The following is a 17,932-nucleotide window of genomic DNA, read 5'->3' as shown; positions in this document are numbered from 1 at the left end:
TTGCCGGGACGGAATCGGACTTCAACGGCGACGGGGTGAAGGACACCGCCGTGGCCGATCCCAATGCGACGGTGTCCGGGCAGTCCCGGGCCGGCCTGGTGCGCGTCGTGCTCGGTGGGGGGAAGGGCGTCTCTGAGATATCCCAGGCGACGGCCGGTATGAACGCGGCACCCGAGATCGGCGACGAGTTCGGCCGTTCGCTCGCGACCTACGACGCGGACGCGGACGGGTGCACGGACCTCGTCATCGGCGCCCCGTACGAGGACGTGTCGAAGGACGGCGTCGAACTGGCCGACGCGGGAGCCGTCTACGTCGTGCACGGCACGGCCGGCGGCATCGGCGCCGGCTCGGTGATCGACAGCTACAGTCAAGCCGGATTCGACCCGGCCACGGCCAACGAAGAGTACGACTGGTTCGGATTCGCTCTCTCCGCGGGGAAGACCTCGTCCGGTAAACCGTTCCTTGCCGTCGGGGTCCCCGGCGAGAACGTGGGCAGTGTCGCCGACGCGGGGATCGTCCACTACGCCCAAGCCGCCACCCGCATGCGCGTACATCAGGACAGCACCGGTGTTCCGGGCATCGCCGAAGCACACGACCGGTTCGGGTACTCCCTGAGTTCCACGTCCGGTTACCTGGGTGTCGGCGCCCCGGGCGAAGCCATCGGGGACGAGACGTTCGCGGGCGGGGTCACCGTCTTCAGCCATGCCGTCACCGACAACGTTCCCACCGCCCTGGCAGGGCTCGACCAGGCTGGTGCCAGCGAGGGACTCACCGGCGTGGCCGAGGCCGGCGACGGTTTCGGTACGTCGATCTCCCTCGCCCCCTACCGGCCTGCCGGCAGTACCTCCAACACGGACGCCTTGCTGGCCATCGGCGTGCCCAACGAGGACATCGGCACCGTCGCCGACGCGGGCAGCGCCACCGTGCTGCACCTCACCCCCACCGGGACGTACACCGAGATCAGCGCCATCGACCGGAACGTGACCGATGTCGAGGGCGACCCGATCGCCGGCGACTTCCTGGGGCAGCGGGTGGTTCTGACGAACACCAGCCCCACCGTCGTCGGAACGGCGACCACCATGAGGCTCGCCGCAGCCGCTCCCGGCGAGGACGCCGGTTCCGTCCGTGAGGCCGGTGCGATCCACACCTTCCCCGCGCTCGGAGCTCCCGGCCTCAGCGACAAGATCATCGCTCGCGGTACCGGTCTTCCCGGAACCGCCACAGCGCGGGACTTCACCGGAATGGGCCTGGCCACGACCGCGACGGATCTCTACGTCGGCGCGCCCTACGCCAAGACCTCCGACGAGGTGAAGGGCGCGGTGTACGTCGTGCCGTGGAAGAACCTCGTCTCCGGTGCCACCGATCCGGTCAAGACCCTCAAACCCGGCACCGACGGCCTCCCGGACAGCGGAATCTCCTTCGGTGCGGTGATCAAGTGAGGACCCGCGTCGCAGGCCGGACCGCAGTGGTGACCGGCACGCTGTGCGCGGTTCTCCTCTCCACGCTCACGGGCCTGCCGGCCACCCTCGACAACGGCACGTCGGATGCGGCTGCCGCCGAACCGGCCCCCCGGGGCATGCGCACCGAGCAGGCCGCCCAGAAGGCAGCAGTTGCGGCCGGCGAACCTGTGGAGGTCACAAGCCTGCGCGGTGAGCGAACGGAGACGTTCGCCAACCCGGACGACACCTTCACCGCCAAGGAATACGTCCAGCCCGTACGTGCCCGTAAGGGCTCGAAGTGGGTCGGCATCGACACGACCTTGGTCAAGCAGCCCGACGGCAGGTACTCACCCGCGGCCGCCGTGACCGGAATCTCCTTCTCCGGGGGTGGTGACACCACTTTCGCGGCCATCGGGCAGACGGGCCGCAGTCTCTCCATCGGTTGGGCGGACACCTTGCCGGAGCCCGTGGTCGAGGGCTCCACCGCCACCTACCGCGATGTCCTCGACGGTGTCGACCTGCGAGTGAGCGCACAGGCCGAGGGGTTCTCGCACCTGCTCGTGGTCAAGGACGCCGAAGCGGCGGCCAACCCCGAACTGCGGGAGATCGCGCTGTCACTCGACTCCCAGGGCGTCGAAGTCACCGCTGACGAACACGGTGGTCTCAGCGCCGTGGACAGCGGAGCGGGCGGCGAGGTCTTCGAAGCGCCCGCCCCGATGATGTGGGATTCGGGCACGAGCACTCAGCAGCCCGCACTCCTGACCCGGAAGTCCACCGACGACTCCGACCGGGCTTCGTCCTCCGCCGGCGACGCCGACGAGAATTCCGGCCACCCCACGCCGCCCGACGGCGCCCGGGTGTCGGACGTCGACGTGGCCGTGCAGTCCGATGCCCTGCTCCTCACGCCGGACCCCGCGCTGCTGACGGGCAAGGACACCGAGTATCCGGTCTTCATCGATCCGGTGGTGAAGACCGCCAACCGCACCAGCTGGACCATGGTGTCCTCCTACTACCCCTCCAGCGAGTTCTGGAAGTTCGGCGACCACGAAGGCGTCGGCCGGTGCCCTGCCGACGTCTCCTATCTGTGCGCCAGTACCAGCGACATGAAGCGTCAGTTCTTCGGCATTCCCACCGGGACCTTCGAGGGCAAGCACATCCTCGAAGCCGAGTTCGCCGTCACCATGGTGCACACCTACAGCACGTCACCACGCTCGGTGGAACTGGGGCGGGTGAACAGCTCCGGTGGCAGCGCCATCAACTCCGGTACGAACTGGAACAACCAGCCGGCGCTCAAGGAGGCCATCACCTCCCAGTCGCCCACCAACCCGGCCGGCTCCTGCACGTCGACCAACCAGAACGTGCGCTTCGACGTCAGGAGCACGATCCAGAAGGCGGCCGACAGCGGATGGGACACCACGACCTTCCGGCTGAAGTCCGGTGACGACGGCGACTTCTCCTACTGGAAGCGCTTCTGCGGCAACGCCCACCTGGAGGTCAAGTACAACCGGCCGCCCTACCAGCCGCTGATGTCACACCTGAGCATGTCCAGCGGCGGCTCCTGCGAGTACGGCGCCGCAGAGGACCACTACGCCGACGAGGTGCCCACTCTCTCCGCGATCATCCGTGACCCCGACCACGGCGACACCGGAGGGAACACGGAGAAGCTCTCGGCGAAGTTCAAGGTCTACTGGACGGAGGGCACCACGGTGAAGACGAACTACGCCGTGGTCGGCCCCAAGAACACCCACAACTACGAGGGCAACGAACAGCTCGGGGCCGCCAAGTTCACGTACAAGGTGGGCACCGAGATCGACGGGGACGGCTTCTCGCCCTTCACCATCCCGTCGAACAAGGTCATCGGCTGGGAGGTCCAGGGATATGACGGCTCCCAGTGGGGGCCCTGGAGCAGCGCAGGTGACAGTGCCACCCGCTGCGAGTTCATCCACGACGCGACGAAGCCCAAGCCACCGGTCGTGACCTCGACCGCCTATCCGGCGGACGACGTCTGGCACGACGGCGTCGGCGACTACGGTGACTTCGTCCTCGACTCGCCCTCCGCGGACGTGACGAAGTACAAGTACCGCTTCACGGGGCAGAGCGGCTGGTCGACGGCGACACCCGCGACCACCGGTGGACCGGTGACCCTTTCGTTCATGCCCGACCGCGAGGGCCCCTTCACCCTTGAGGCCATGGCCGTGGACGGTGCGGGCAACAGCCAGGAGACGGCTCGCGGACACGCCTTCCTGGTCAACCAGGGCCGCGCCCCCAAGGCGGCATGGGCGCTCGGGGACCCGGCCGGTTCCACCCAGGCCGTGGGTTCCGCCGGAGCACCCGCGGCCGACGCCGGCTCCGGAGTGACGTTCGGTACGCCACTGCCCGGACGCAGCAACGAGTTCGGTGTCACGCTCGACGGCTCCGAGAACGGTTATCTCGACGCCGGTCAGAAGGCTGTCGACACCGATCGGTCCTTCTCCGTCTCCGCCTGGGTCTCCATGCCGGAGCTGCCCGACACCTCGATGGCCGTGGTCAGCCAGGACGGCACGGCGGAACCCGGTTTCGCGCTGGGCTACGACGGCGGAACCAAGATGTGGTCCTTCCGCACCCCGGTCAGCGAGTTGGAGACCATGGGCTCGTGGAAGGTGATGGGCGTCGCCGCGAAGAAGAACGCGCCCGTCCACCTCATCGGCGTGTACGACGACGTGCGCGGCGAGCTCAAGATGTACGTCAACGGCTACCTCGTCAAGGAGGACATCCAGCCGCGTCGAACCCGGTGGAATGCGACAGGGGCCCTGCAGATCGGACGTTCACTGTCTCTGGACGGCTACATCCACCACTTCAAGGGCACCATCGCCGACGTCGAGGTGTACGACCGGGTCATCACCGAGAAGGAGGGCCGCTTCGTCGGCAGCACCCCGCCCCAGCAACTCGGTTACTGGCCTTTGGAGGAAGCGGCCGCCGGCGTCTCGCCCGAGGCCGAGAACCGCACCGGCCTCACCCTCGCCGGAAGCGCCGGCATCTACCAGGCGGACGACAGCGGCTGCGACATCAACGTGGACCCCGACTGCCAGCCGGTGGCAGAACCGATGTGGGGCGACGGACACCTCGCGCTGGACGGCACCTCCGCCTACGCCTTCCGCCCCAAGGGCCTGCTGCCCGCTGAGGACAGTTTCACCCTGTCCACCCGCGCCCGGCCCTCCTCGTCCACCCCGGCACGCGACCAGACCGTCCTCTCGCTACCGGGCACCAACGCGGCAGCCGTCGCCGTGCGTTACTCGCAGAGCGCGAACCGCTGGCAACTGGTGACCACGTCCAGTGACGGGAGCGCGGCCGCCGTCAGCACGGCGACCGCCCTCGCCGCTCCACCGTCGACGGACACCGACGGGGACCATCTGGCCCTCGTCTACGACGCCACCTTCGGTGACGTTCTCCTCTACGTGGACGGCCAGTACGCCGCTCAGGTCCCCTGGCGCAACACGTGGGACTTCTCCACGACCGGGCTCCAGGCCGGACGCAAGCTCACCGGCACGACAGGCGGCGAGTACTTCTCCGGCACGCTCGACGAGATCCGCGCCTACCGCGGAGCGCTGGACGCCACCACCGTGCAGACCATCGCCGGTCTGACCTCGGGATGCAGCCTCGTCGGTTCTGTCGGTACCCAACCGTCCGACTGCACAGTCTGACCGCCGCTCACCTCGCCCCGGGTTCCGGGGGCACCTCCACCCGGTGCCCCCGGGCCCTCACCCCCCTCTCTCCAGGAGCAGCAGTTGTCCACGCCCTCCTGGTTCCGCGCGCGCATACCCGCTCGCAGAACCGCCACCAGATCACGTGTCGTCGTGGTCCTCGGTGTAGCCCTCACCGTCGGCCTCCTCCCTCAGTACGTCCCTCAGGCCCTGGCCGAGGACAAGGGGCTCGCCCGCCCCGGCGTCCAGAAGGGTCTGGGCGATCCCGTCCGCGGCACGAATCTCCAAGCGAAGCCGCACGACAGCAACCCCGCGGAGAAGGCCGCTGTCACCGGCGTTCCCAAGGCGTCCTGGCCCTCGTCCAGGAGCGTCGACGTGTCCTTCGGCGCCAGGACCGTCGACGTGCGTGGCCTGCCGCTGCGGGTGGGCCCTGCCAAGAAACCGAAGGCCAGGACCGAACGAGCCACCGCCCTCCAGGCCAAGGTCCTCGGCCGGGCCGCCACCCGGGCCGCCGGGATCGACGGAGTCGCCTTCACCGTCTCCCGCTCCGACGGGGCGAAGAACCCGGGATCGGCGCGCGTCACTCTCGACTACTCCGGATTCGCCGACGCCTACGGCGGCTCCTACGGGTCACGCCTGCGCCTGGCCGAGTACCCGGCCTGCGTCCTCACCACGCCCGAGAAGGCGGGCTGCTCCACCCCCCGGGCACTGAAGAGCGCCAACAGCACCGCGGCGCGGACTCTCGCCGCCGACGTCACCGTGGCACCCGAACAGCAGGGACCGAAGGCACGGTCCGCGGCCTCGGGCGCGACCGTACTGGCGGCCACGGCGGCAGCCGGCGGCAATCAGGGCAGCTTCGGTGCCACCCCGCTCGCCCCTTCCTCGGAATGGAGTGTCTCCAACTCCTCCGGTGCCTTCAACTGGTCCTACCCCCTGCGCACCCCTCCCGCGCCCGGCGGTCTGGGACCGGCGGTCTCCCTGGGCTACAACTCCCAGTCCGTCGACGGCCAGGTGGCCACGACGAACAACCAGGGCTCCTGGATCGGCCAGGGTTTCGGCTACGAGCCCGGATTCATCGAGCGCCGGTACAAGGGCTGCGCCGACGACGGGCACGCCGAGACCAACGGTGACCAGTGCTGGGCCTTCGACAACGCCACCATCCAGTTGGGCGGCGGCGCCTCCGGTGAACTCATCAAGGACGACGAGACCGGCGCCTGGCGGATCAGCAGCGACGACAACAGCAAGGTCGAGCTCCTGACCGGGGCGGCCAACGGTGACAACGACGGTGAGCACTGGCGTGTCACCACCACCGACGGCACCCAGTACTACTTCGGCCTCGACAACCTGCCCGGCTTCGCCAGCGGCGACGAGCAGACCGGATCGGCCTGGACCGTACCGGTCTACGGTGACGACTCCGGGGAGCCCTGCTACGACGCGACACTCGCCGACGCCCACTGTCAGCAGGCGTGGCGCTGGAACCTCGACTACGTCGTCGACCCGCACGGCAACGCCATGTCGTACTTCTACGGCAAGGAGACCAACTACTACACCCAGGGTCTGAAGACCACGGAGAACGGCAAGTCCTACACCCGCGGCGGTTACCTCAAACGCGCGGACTACGGGCAGCGCGCCGGCAGTGTGTACAGCACGCCCGCAGCGGCACGCGTGGTCTTCACCACGGACGAGCGGTGCCTGGCCGCAGCGGCCGACTGCGAACCGGGCGATCTCACCGACGCCACGGCCGCGAAGTGGCCCGACGTCCCGTGGGACCGGAACTGCAAGGCCGACACCAAGTGCGCGGGGCAGAACTCCCCGACCTTCTGGACCCGCAAGAAGCTGAGCAAGGTCACCACTCAGATCCGCTACGGCACCGGGTACGCCGACGTGGACAGCTGGGACCTGGGGCACCTGTTCACCGACAACGGCGACGGATCCAAGTCGCTGTGGCTCAACACCATCAAGCACACCGGTCACGCGGGTTCCGGCACCGCCGAGATGCCCTCCGTCGAACTGCTGGGCGAGCAACTGCCCAACCGGGTCGACAAGCCCGGCGACAACATCCAGGCGATGAACCGCTTCCGGCTGTCCGCCGTCGACAACGACACCGGCGGCCAGCTCGATGTCGTCTACCGCGATACCGAGTGCACGGCCGGCTCCCTTCCCGCCGCCGACGCCTCGACCAAGGCCTGCTACCCCGTCAAGTGGAACCCGCCGGGCGAGACCGATCCCATCACCGACTGGTTCCACAAGTACCTCGTCGACAAAGTCGTGCAGACCGATCTCACCGGCGGCGCGCCCGACATGGTCAACCAGTACACCTACCTGGGTGACGCCGGCTGGAAGATGCAGAAGGCCGACGGCATCTCGGACGACGAGTACCGCACCAGGAGCGACTGGCGCGGCTACGGGAAAGTCCGCGTAACCAACTCCGACGGCTCGGTGAGCGCCTCGGACACACGCACCGAGCACACCTACCTGCGCGGCCTGGGCGGCACGGTCACCGACTCCGTCGGAGCCGAGCACACCGACGCGGAAGAGCTGTCCGGCCACGAACTGGAAACGGCCACCTACAACGGCGCCTACACGGCCGACAAGCTCATCAGCAAGACGGTCAACAGCGCCTGGACCAAGGTCACCGCCACTCGGGTCAAGTCCTGGGGCACCACCAAGGCCTACTACGTCCGGCCGGCCGCGACGAAGTCCTACACCGCACAGGGCAACGACTGGATCGAGACGTCGACCACGACGCGCTACGACTCCGCCACCGGCCGGCCCACCGAGACCGACGACTACGGCAGGACCGGCGTCTCCGCCGACAACACCTGCACCCGCACCACGTACGCGGACAACTCCACCGCACACATCCTGTCCGTGGTCGCCCGCGTGGAGAAGGTCGCCGTCGACTGCGCCGGGACCCCGGACCGCAAGACACAGGTCCTCTCCGACGACCGCACGTCCTACGACGGTCTGGCCTTCGGCGCCCCACCGGTCAAGGGCGACCCCACCAAGGTCGAGCGCCTGGTCTCGCACAACGGCACCGCGGGCACCTATCAGACCGTCACCGCGGCGACGCCCGCCGACTTCGACAAGTTCGGCCGGCCGATCAAGGTCACCGACCCCGCGGGCAACTACACCACCATCGAGTACACCGAGACGGACGGTCTGACCACCAAGAAGGTCGAGACGAACCCTCTGACGTGGACGACGACCACGGAGTACGTCCGCTCCTGGGGTGCCCCCTCCGCGCAGGTCGACATGAACGGCAAGCGCACCGACCTCGCCTACGACGCCCTCGGCCGCATGACCTCCGTCTGGCTGCCGGACCGCGCCAAGGACGATTCCACACCTTCCATCAAGTACAGCTATCTCGTTCGCAAGACGGCCCCGGTGGCTGTCCGCACGCAGAAGATCGAGAAGGACGGGCTCTCGTACGGCTCCGAGTACGCCCTGTACGACGGGCTGATGCGCCCTCGCCAGGAGCAGACCGAGGGACCGGGCGGCGGCCGCATGGTCGCGGACACCTTCTACGACGGCGTCGGCCGCATCGTGAAGGCGAACGCCGACTACTACACCACCGGTGAGCCCACCGACACGGTCTTCAAGGCCGTGAACGGTGACACCGATGCCCAGAGCCGCACCGAATACGACGGCGCGGGCCGCAAGACGGCCGACATCTTCCAGGTCGCGGGCGAAGAGAAGTGGCGTACGACCTACAGCCACGAGGCCGACCGCGTCCACGTCGACCCGCCCGCCGGCACGCCGCCGACCACCACCATCACCGACGCCCACGGACGCACCGTCGAGGTGCGCCGCTACCAGGGTGACAAGCCGGAGCCGACGGCCACCACCGGCTTCGAGTCCATGTACTACACGTACACCCCCGCCGGCCAGGCCGACACCGTCAAGGACCAGGCCGGCAACGTCTGGTCCTACGGATACGACCAGATCGGCCGCAAGGCCTGGGCGCAGGACCCGGACACGGGCAAGACCCTGTTCGAGTACGACACGATGGACCGCCTGCTGTCCACCACGGACTCACGCAACAAGAAGATCTCGACCAAGTACGACAAGCTCGGCCGTGTCCTGTCGACCTGGGAGGGAGAGCCGGACACAGGGACCAAGCTGACGGTCAACACCTACGACTCCCTCCCCAATGCCAAGGGCCGGAGCGTCGGCAGCTACCGCTACGAGAACGGCGTCGTCCAGGCGACCTCCGTCATCGCCGAGCTCGATGCCATGTACCAACCGACGGTCACCCGCGTCACCCTGGCCGGTTCCCAGGCCGCCGAACTCAAGGGCACCTACGAGTTCGGCACGCAGTACAACAAGGACGGCACCGTCCAGTCCGTACGGATGCCCGCCGCAGGCGGCCTCCCGGCGGAAACCCTGACCACCAGCTACGACGACCTCCAGCGGCCCACCTCGCTGACGAGTTCGCTGGGCACCTCCTACGTCAACGCGGCCCGCTACGCCCCCACGTCCCAGCTCCAGCAGCTGGAACTGAGCAACGGCGGAACGGCCAAGAAGACCTGGCTCAGCTACGCCTACGAGCGCGGCACCAACCGCCTGACGAACACCCGTGTCGACTACGAGGGCGCCACCTCCGTCGCGGCCGACACCAACTACACGTACGACCCGGCCGGCAACATCATGTCGATCGCGGACACCCCGACCGGTAACACGGCCGACGTCCAGTGCTTCACCTACGACTGGCAGCGCCGGCTGAGCTCTGCCTGGACCACCACGAACGCTTCGAACGACGCGCTCGGCACCGGCGCCAAGGACGCCGCATGCGCCTCCGCCCCGACCGGTGCCACGATCGGCGGCGCGGCGCCCTACTGGCAGACCTTCGACTACGACCTGGCCGGCAACCGGACCAAGCAGATCCTCAAGGGCTTCGGCGGCAAGCCCGACTCCACCCGCACGTACACCTACGGTGACGGCGCCGACGGCCCCCACCAGCTCAGCACGATGACGCAGAGCACTCCTGCCCACGGCACCACGCCTGCCGTCAGCAGCCAGGACAGCTTCGACTACACCGAAGCGGGCCAGACCGACGTACGGGTGCGCGACGGCAACACCCAGGACCTCCAGTGGAGCGCCGGCGGGCAGCTCTCCAAGGTGGTCGAAGGCAGCGAGACCAGCAGTTTCCTCTACGACGCGAGCGGCAGCCGCCTGGTGCGCAAGGAGCCGGGGGCAGAGACCCTCTACCTGCCGGGCATGGAGCTGAAGCTCAACACCGCCACCCGCACCCTGGAAGGGACCCGCTACTACGGGTTCGCCGGACAGACGATCGCGATCCGCACCCCCAAGGGTGTGCAGTTCCTCTCCGGTGACCACCACGGCACGATGTCGTTGGCGGTCGACGCGGCGAACGGCTCGATCACCCGCCGTCGGATGGACCCCTTCGGCACCCCGCGTGAACCCGCGGGCAAGCCGTGGGTGGACGACAAGGGCTTCCTCGGTAAACCGGTGGACGAGGCGACCGGTCTCACCCATATCGGGGCCCGCGAGTACGAACCCGAGAACGGGCGGTTCGTCTCGGCCGACCCGATGATCGACTTCTCGGACCCGCAGCAGATCAACGGCTACGCCTACGCCAACAACAACCCCGTCACGTTCTCGGACCCGACCGGGCTGATGATCTACGACGAGGTCAGCGGCCTCGGGTTCGGCAACGCGCAGGTCCTGCAGAACTACATCGACCGGGACCCCGTTCGCTACGGCCTGATGGCCCAGCGCGACACGACGGCCGTCCGCAAGTACAACGAGGCGGCTGCCAAGGCGTCCGCCGCCAAGGCCCGTGCGATCGCCACGGCCAAGGAACTCGGCAGCATCATCGCCGACGAACTCGGCATCACGGACGCCCTCGACTGTTTCACCACGGGCAGCCTCGGTTCCTGCGGCGCCACCGCTGTGAACATCGCCTCCAGCATGGTCGGCGGAGCCGTCGGAAAACTGGCGGCCAAGTACGGCCTGCCGTGGAACTGGAAGAAGGGCATCGCCCTCGGTAAGCGCGTGAGCGGCTTGGTCGGCAAGCTCTTCAGCAGTTTCAAGAACTGGATGAAGTGGGACGACAAGGCCGCGGCGTTGAAGGGCGCGGCGGACAGAGGGAAATCGGCGATGAGCGCGCTCAACGCCAAAATCCGAAAACTTCCCTCATGCGACAACAGCTTCACGCCAAATACCAGGGTGAAGATGGCCGACGGCAGAACCAAGGCCATCAAGAAAGTCCGCATCGGCGACAAGGTCCTTGCCAAGGACCCGAAGACCGGCGTGGTCGAGGCGAAGCTGGTCACGGCCGAGATCAAGGGCAAGGGCGCCAAGAAGCTCGTCAAGGTCACGATCGACGTCGACGGCAAGAAGGGCGCGAAGACGGCCTCCGTCACCGCGACGGACAACCATCCCTTCTGGGTTCCCCAACTCGACGAGTGGATCGACGCGACGGACCTGAAAACCGGCCAGTGGCTGGAAAGCGGTTCCGGCACCAGGATCCAGATCGCCGGCGTCAAGCGCTGGACACAGGCAGCGGCCGTCCACAACCTGACGGTCGCGGACGTACACACGTACTATGTGCTGGCGGATGCAACCCCGGTCCTGGTTCATAACTGTGGAGACGCGGGCTACGCGGATGTTTACCTGGACATGGAACAGGGTCACGCATCGATCGCGGTGACGCACAACAGCAGAACCATTCACACTGAGGCGGGCTCGCAAGTGGGAGAGGACTCCATCGTTGGCCTGCGGGGTGCTTCTCATTCTCGCGGCACTGACGTCATTCGAGTGCCTCTGCCGAATGCAAGGCGAGCGCAGAAGGCGCAGGAATATTTCCTGGATGACAACAATCTGGGGCCGCATGACCGCGACGCAAATAATTGCGTGACGTTCTGTGCAAGGATCCTCAAGGCCGGGGGATATGAGATGCCAGTCTCGCAATCGATGGAAATTGCAAGCTGGCTCCTGGAAACGAACTTTGAACGAAGGAGGTTGTGATGGCAGGCGACTGGGATTGGCTGAAAGGTCCGCAGCCGTCCAGCGAAGTGCCTGAGCAGCTGTGCGCCCCGACGGCATCGCCTGGACTCAACCTCGGCGTGCAGGTGATCGGCAGTAACATCGTCGGGAATGACGTGGTCGAACTCGCCGCGCAGTATATGGCTGAACATGCCCGGCTCGAACTGTGGATTGGAAGTCACAAGCCGCCGCTGGGGTTTCGTCAACAGGCTGAACTGGGCCGGGAATCTTCTGCGGCATTGCTTGTGACCTACGAGGCGTGGGTCGCGTTTGAGACCGCCTACCAGGCGTCCGGCAAGAAGATCGACCAAGTACGCGACGAACGAGAGAAACTGAAGGCAGCCCTACGCAGGGCCGTGGACGCTCTCATACGTGCCAGGATCGAATAGCTGAGAAGGACGGGCGAGTTCCTGCCTGTCAGCACTTCAGCAAGTACACAGGGGCTTCACCAGAATGGATTCTGGTGAAGCCCCTGTGTATGTGACGGCGACACTGAAGCAACGTCTGCGGACGACGGCTGCGGCGCGTGGGTCGCCGGGGCCGGACGCGACGCAGTCCGTTTGTCTCTTGTGCTTCGGTGTGTTCCGACGCGATCAAGCTTGGGTGGTCAGCGGAGTCCTCAGGCCCGTCGTCCGTGGCGAGACTGAAAGCGTGGGCGTGCAGCTCGTCTCTTTCCCGTCCACGCCGATCAGCCCAGGCCGCGCCCTCACCCCGGTGGCGTAGGCGTGTCGTGTGTGCGGTACATCGCCTGGACGTCCAGTTCGAGTTGGACCGTCGGGCCGACCACCGCGATGCCTCGTGCCAGCATCGAGCGCCAGTTCAGGGTAGTCCTCGCGGTGCAGCTCTGCCTTGGCGAGAGCCGCGCACCGCAACTCCTCCCCGTACCCCCGTCCACCGTCCCGAGATACGTCGTGTCCAGCCCCACCGACCGGCTCACCCCGTGCATCGTCAGCGAACCGTGCACGGTCCACTTGCTGCCGCCGCGGTACGCGAACCGTGTGCTGTGGAAGTCGATGTGCGGGAATCGTTCGACGTCCAGGAAATCACCGGACCGCAGGTGGTCGTCGCGTGTGCGGTTGCCGGTGGTGATGCTCGACGCGTCGATGCGGACGTGCAGCCGGGAGTCCGCCATGTCGTCGGCGATCTGGATGCCGCCGTCGAACCGCTCGAAGCGGCCGTGCACATGAGCCATGCCGACATGCTTGGCGATGAACCGGATCGCCGTGTGCGGCGGGTCGAAGAGCCAGGTGCCGGGCGAGGGCAGTTCCAGTCGGCGGGCGGGCTGGAGGTGGATCTGCTCGGCTGGAGCGGGAGGACCTGCCGCCACGTCGACCGTCTCACGGTGGGGGTGCAGGCCCTCGGCCGCGATCATCAGGCTGTACCGGCCCGGCGGCAGCGCCGCGAAGAAGTAGCCGTACGGGTCTGTGGTGCCGCGGGCCACGATCCGGTGCGTGTCCAGCGCCGTGACCGTCACGTCGGCCGCGCCCATCGGCTGGCCCATGGGGTCGACGACCTCGCGGCCCAGGGCGCCCGCGCCGGGCGGGAGGGGAAGCGCGACGCCTGTCGCGCCGGTACCGGAGGCCCGCTCCCGCCGTCGGCGGCGGAGCAGTGCGAGGGCCATGGTGTGCACCTTTCATCGGCTTTCGTCGGCTGCGTCGGAGCCCCGGCGAAACAGCACGCAGTTCATACCGATTCTGGATCCGGACGCGCGAAGGCGGGTGTCTCATTACGAGACACCCGCCCACCCGGGGCGACGGCACCACCGCCCTGGTCGGTGCGTCCTGGTCAGTGCGTCCGGGCCGGGGGCCGTCACACAGTGACCCCGTCGATCTCGAAGGTCTGCACCGACGCGGCGGCGAACGGCACGCTCAGGCTCTTGCCGTTCAGGTAGGTGTCCGCGCGGGCGGTGTAGAGGTCGCCGCTGCCGGAGGTGAGCGTGTTCCAGCGTCGTACGAGTCCCCCCGTGCTGCCGGTGACCGCGGAGAAGCGGGACAGGTCGAAGGTGAGCGTCTGCGCCGCGCCGGAGTTGACCGCGACGACGACCAGGCGTTTCTGGGTCGCGTCGTGCGCGGCGACCGCGTAGCCGACCCCGGTGTCGATGATGGTCGTCCCGGGGCGGATGTGCCGGCTGAACTGGGCCATCACGTAGTACTTGGTCTGCACGGTCGTCGGCTGCAGGGTATTCGCGTCGTACGCGATCATCGCCCAGCCGGTGGAGGGGTCCATCACCTGCCAGTACACCCAGGCGGTCGGGTGCAGCCAGCGGAAGTCCAGGCAGAGATTGCTCGCCAGGGTGAGGCCGGTGCCGTCGCTGTCCCCGGTCTCCGAGTTCCAGAGCTTCTTGCCCGCCGTCGTGACGACGTCCGTGTGGAGGAGGTCGCGACGGCCGCCGGAGCCCTGGTAGCCGTGCACGTTGACCTGGCTGACCAGCGCCTTCGTCGACGACCCGAAGGAGTTCCAGGTCGTACGCGCCAGGTCGTAGCTCGTCTCGTCGGATGCCGAGAGCCTGACGCCGGACAGCCCGCGGGTGTCCAGCTCGCTGCGCATGTACGGCAGGACGGCCGCCTGGACGGTGGCGTCCATGTGGCAGCCCTCCTGCGTGCCCGTGGCGGTCCACCAGCTGGACGAAGGCTCGTTGAACGGGTCGACGGTCGCGAAGTTCACACCCCAGTTGTTCTTCGCGCGCAGCGCGACGGCGGCCAGGTGGGAGGCGTGCTGACGGTAGTTCCACGACTGGAGGTTGTTGCCGCCGCCGGACGCGCCGGAGGGGTTGTGGTTGAGGCACATCCACCACATGGGCGAGTTGGCGAACAACTCGGAGACCGCCCCTCGTTGGGTCGCCTTGACCAGGGCGGCGCGCTGGTTGGCGTCGGCCGTCCAGTCCCAGGCGGAGGACGTGGGGTCCTCGTTGTTCCAGTCCTGCCAGAAGCCCTCGATCTGCTTGAACGCCGGGATGTTGGGCGAAGCCACCATGCTCTGGCCGCCCACGCTGTTGGGGCTGCACGCGCCCAGGTTGTAGCGGGCGATGTTCAGCCCGAGGCCGGGCAGGGTCCGGCCGCCGTACGCCACGGACTTGGTGGTGAAGAAGATGTCGGCGAAGTCGTCGCGTGCGCCGAAGACGTTGGCCCACCAGGCGAGGGAGGTGCCCCAGCCCTCCCAACGCCCGTAGCTGGTCGCGGGGTTGACCGCGATGGTCGCGTCGGCCCGGGCGGTGCCTGTCGCCAGCGCACCGCCCAGCAGCGTGCCTCCCGCCGCCGCCAGCAGTGATCTGCGCTTGATCATGAGGTCTCCTGTCAGGCTCATGCCACAACCTGTTTGAAGAATGGGGCGGCCACAAACGCTTGTCGAGACGCATGACAGCGCTTTCTCTTTCGATAGCTTGCGGAACCTTGAGGGGCACGCAGCCCTCTGGAAATCGCCGCAGCCGTATGTCAGGACGGGGATGAGGTCGCAGCAACGCGAGGGGCCGACCCCACGTACGCCGCCTCCAGCACGGTCAGCGCGTCCTCCGCCGTGACCGGGCGCGGATTGGCGTACGCCTGCTGCGCGACCAGCTCGGCCGCCGCCTTCAGATCGGGCCGCGCCAGACCGAGCCCGGCGAGGGAGCGGGGTGCACCGAGGTCTCCGGCGAGGGTCCACAGGGCGTGCGGGGCGTCGTCGGTGCCGAGGGCACGGTTCAGCGCCCGTACGGCCGCGGGGGCGGCGGGCGCGTTGAACGCGAGGGCGTACGGCAGGACCACCGTGTGCGTCTCGGCGTGCGGGAGTCCGAACGTCCCGCCCAGCACGTGGCAGAGCTTGTGGTGCAGGCCCATCGTGGTCGCGCCCAGACAGGAACCGCAGAGCCAGGCCCCGTAGAGCGCGCGGCTGCGGACCTCCGGGTCCGTCGGCTCGGCGGCGATCTCCGGGAGCGCCGAGGTCATCGCCCGTACGCCCTCCTCGGCCATCAGGGCGATCAGGGGCGAGGTGTCGGGGGCGTACAGCGCCTCGACGGCGTGCGCGACGGCGTTGACCCCACTGGTGACGGAGAGCGGTACGGGCAGGGAGAGGGTGAGTTCGGGGTCGTACACGACGCTGCGCGGGAGGACCGACGGGTCGCGGCCGGTGCGTTTGGCGCCGTGCTCGGTGAGGCCCCAGACGGGGGTCGCCTCGGAGCCGGAGTAGGTCGAGGGGACGGCGATCAGCGGCAGGCCGGTGCGCAGCGCGATCGCCTTGCCGAGGCCGATCGCCGAGCCGCCGCCGACCGCGACACAGCCGTCGGCTCCCCTCTCCCGCGCCACCTGGACGGCCCGGTCCGCGACCTCGGCCGGGACGTGCATACGGGCCTCGGCGTGCACGCCCGCGCAGAGGTCGCCCAGCGAGTCCGCGACCGCCCGCGCCGTGTCCGCGCCGCGCGCGCCGGACACCACGAGCACCCGGCGCAGCCCGAGCCGTTCGACCTCGCCGGCCGTAGCGGTCACGGAGGCGCCGGGCCGGAAGACGACGCGCATGGGCTGTGCCTCGTAGGAGAAGTTCACGTGGTCCGCTCCGGGGTCAGTACGAGGTCGAAGCGGGCGTGTCTGAAGGGGTTCGGGATGCCGAACTCCTGTGCCAGGGCCGGGTCGTCGGTCTCCGCGAAGTCCTGGACGAGACTGTGCTTCACCGCGAAGACGGCGTCCGAGTCGAGGTAGTCGCTGCCGGCCACGAAGATGTGCGTGGTGACCGGGGTGTGTCCCTCGGCGCCGGCGATGAAGTGGATGTGCGCCGGGCGGTAGGGGTGCCGGCCGGTCGCGCGGAGCAGGTCGCCGACCGGGCCGTCGGTCGGGATGGGGTACGGGCTCGGTACGCAGGTGCGGAAGTGGAAGCGGCCTCGCGCGTCGGTGGTGAAGAGGCCTCGGCCGTTGCCCGCGGGCTGGACGCCGGGCTGCTGCACGTCGTAGAAGCCGTGGGCGTCGGCCTGCCACACGTCGAGGGTCGCTCCGGGCAGCGGGGTGCCGTCCTGGGACAGTACGCGCCCGCTGACCACGCACGGTTCGCCGCTGCCCACGAGGTCGATGTCTGCGCCGAGTTCGCGGACGGGGGACTCCGTCATATGGAAGGGCCCGAGGACGGTGGATTCGGTGGCGCCCGGGCCGCGGTCGGCGTTCAGGGTCTCCACGAGCATCGAGAGCCCGAGCACGTCGGAGAGGAGGATGAACTCCTGGCGGGTGTCGGTGCACGTCTGCCCGGTCGCGGTCAGGAATCCGATCGCCCGCTCCCACTCCCGCTGGGTGAGCCGGGTCTCGCGGGCGAAGTCGTGCACGTGCCGGACGAGCGCGCTCAGCAGCTCGCGCAACCGTGGATCGGTATCCGCGCCGAGGCTGCGTACGGCCTCGGCGGTGACCGTGTCCCCACCGGCATCGACACTCATGACGCCCTCCACCCTCTCGCTCCACGCTCCCGGCAACCACCAAGTATGGTCCCGCGCCGACGCCCCACGGGACCGCCGCGCCTACGGGGCAGACGCCCGGTCCGACCCCTCAGGGGGCGCGGGGAACTGCGCGGGCGACCACGAATGCAGCCGCGGCCGCCCCTGCCCCCTGAGGGGCGCGAGGAACTGCGCGGCCAACCACGACACACCCGCACAAACCCACAACCCAGACCCCCCAGGGGCGCGGGGAACTGCGCGCTCAGCCACGACGCACCCGCACAAGCCCCCAACCCGAACCACCCACCCCCAGGGGCGGGCGCGGGGAACTGCGCGGGCGACCACGACGCACCCGCACGGGCCCGCCGACCCGAACCACCCCTTGTTGTTCCTTCAACAACAAGGGGTACCGTGGACAC

8 protein-coding genes are annotated in these 17,932 nt (G+C 68.4%); 4 read left to right on the top strand and 4 right to left on the bottom strand.

Going from position 1 to position 17,932, the window contains the following annotated elements; all coding sequences use genetic code 11:
* The first annotated feature begins 50 nt into the window (after window positions 1-50).
* From C6Y14_RS26230 to C6Y14_RS26215, 4 genes are all read left to right on the top strand, one after another.
* A complete protein-coding gene (locus C6Y14_RS26230; RefSeq protein ID WP_225891287.1) occupies window positions 51-1,439 on the top strand; it encodes an integrin alpha in 1,389 nt (462 codons plus the stop codon).
* Entirely contained in the window at window positions 1,436-5,119 is a 3,684-nt protein-coding gene (locus tag C6Y14_RS26225) for a LamG-like jellyroll fold domain-containing protein (protein WP_225891286.1), read from the top strand. The genes C6Y14_RS26230 and C6Y14_RS26225 overlap by 4 nt, the downstream gene beginning before the upstream one ends.
* Before the next feature lie 84 nt (window positions 5,120-5,203).
* Window positions 5,204-12,112, top strand: a complete 6,909-nt coding sequence (locus C6Y14_RS26220) for a polymorphic toxin-type HINT domain-containing protein (protein WP_159074315.1) — start codon at window positions 5,204-5,206, stop codon at window positions 12,110-12,112.
* Window positions 12,112-12,519, top strand: coding sequence for a hypothetical protein (locus tag C6Y14_RS26215; RefSeq protein ID WP_107019295.1), 408 nt, complete (start codon window positions 12,112-12,114; stop codon window positions 12,517-12,519). Before C6Y14_RS26220 ends, C6Y14_RS26215 begins: the two co-directional genes overlap by 1 nt.
* Window positions 12,520-12,836: 317 nt before the next feature.
* On the opposite strand, the gene C6Y14_RS26210 is transcribed toward C6Y14_RS26215, so the two are convergent.
* From C6Y14_RS26210 to C6Y14_RS26195, 4 genes are all read right to left on the bottom strand, one after another.
* Window positions 12,837-13,751, bottom strand: a complete 915-nt coding sequence (locus C6Y14_RS26210; RefSeq protein ID WP_225891285.1) for a YceI family protein — start codon at window positions 13,749-13,751, stop codon at window positions 12,837-12,839.
* Between the two features lie 188 nt (window positions 13,752-13,939).
* Window positions 13,940-15,412, bottom strand: coding sequence for a glycoside hydrolase (locus tag C6Y14_RS26205; protein ID WP_107019294.1), 1,473 nt, complete (start codon window positions 15,410-15,412; stop codon window positions 13,940-13,942).
* A gap of 149 nt (window positions 15,413-15,561) precedes the next feature.
* Window positions 15,562-16,617 (bottom strand): maleylacetate reductase, encoded by a 1,056-nt coding sequence (locus tag C6Y14_RS26200; protein ID WP_107019544.1) that lies wholly within the window; start codon window positions 16,615-16,617, stop codon window positions 15,562-15,564.
* Between the two features lie 23 nt (window positions 16,618-16,640).
* Window positions 16,641-17,516, bottom strand: coding sequence for a dioxygenase family protein (locus C6Y14_RS26195; RefSeq protein ID WP_107019293.1), 876 nt, complete (start codon window positions 17,514-17,516; stop codon window positions 16,641-16,643).
* Between the last annotated feature and the right edge of the window lie 416 nt (window positions 17,517-17,932).

The organism is Streptomyces dioscori (assembly GCF_003024195.1).
In the GTDB taxonomy this organism is placed as follows: Bacteria; Actinomycetota; Actinomycetes; order Streptomycetales; family Streptomycetaceae; genus Streptomyces; species Streptomyces dioscori.
This window is presented reverse-complemented; position numbering and strand designations above follow the sequence as displayed.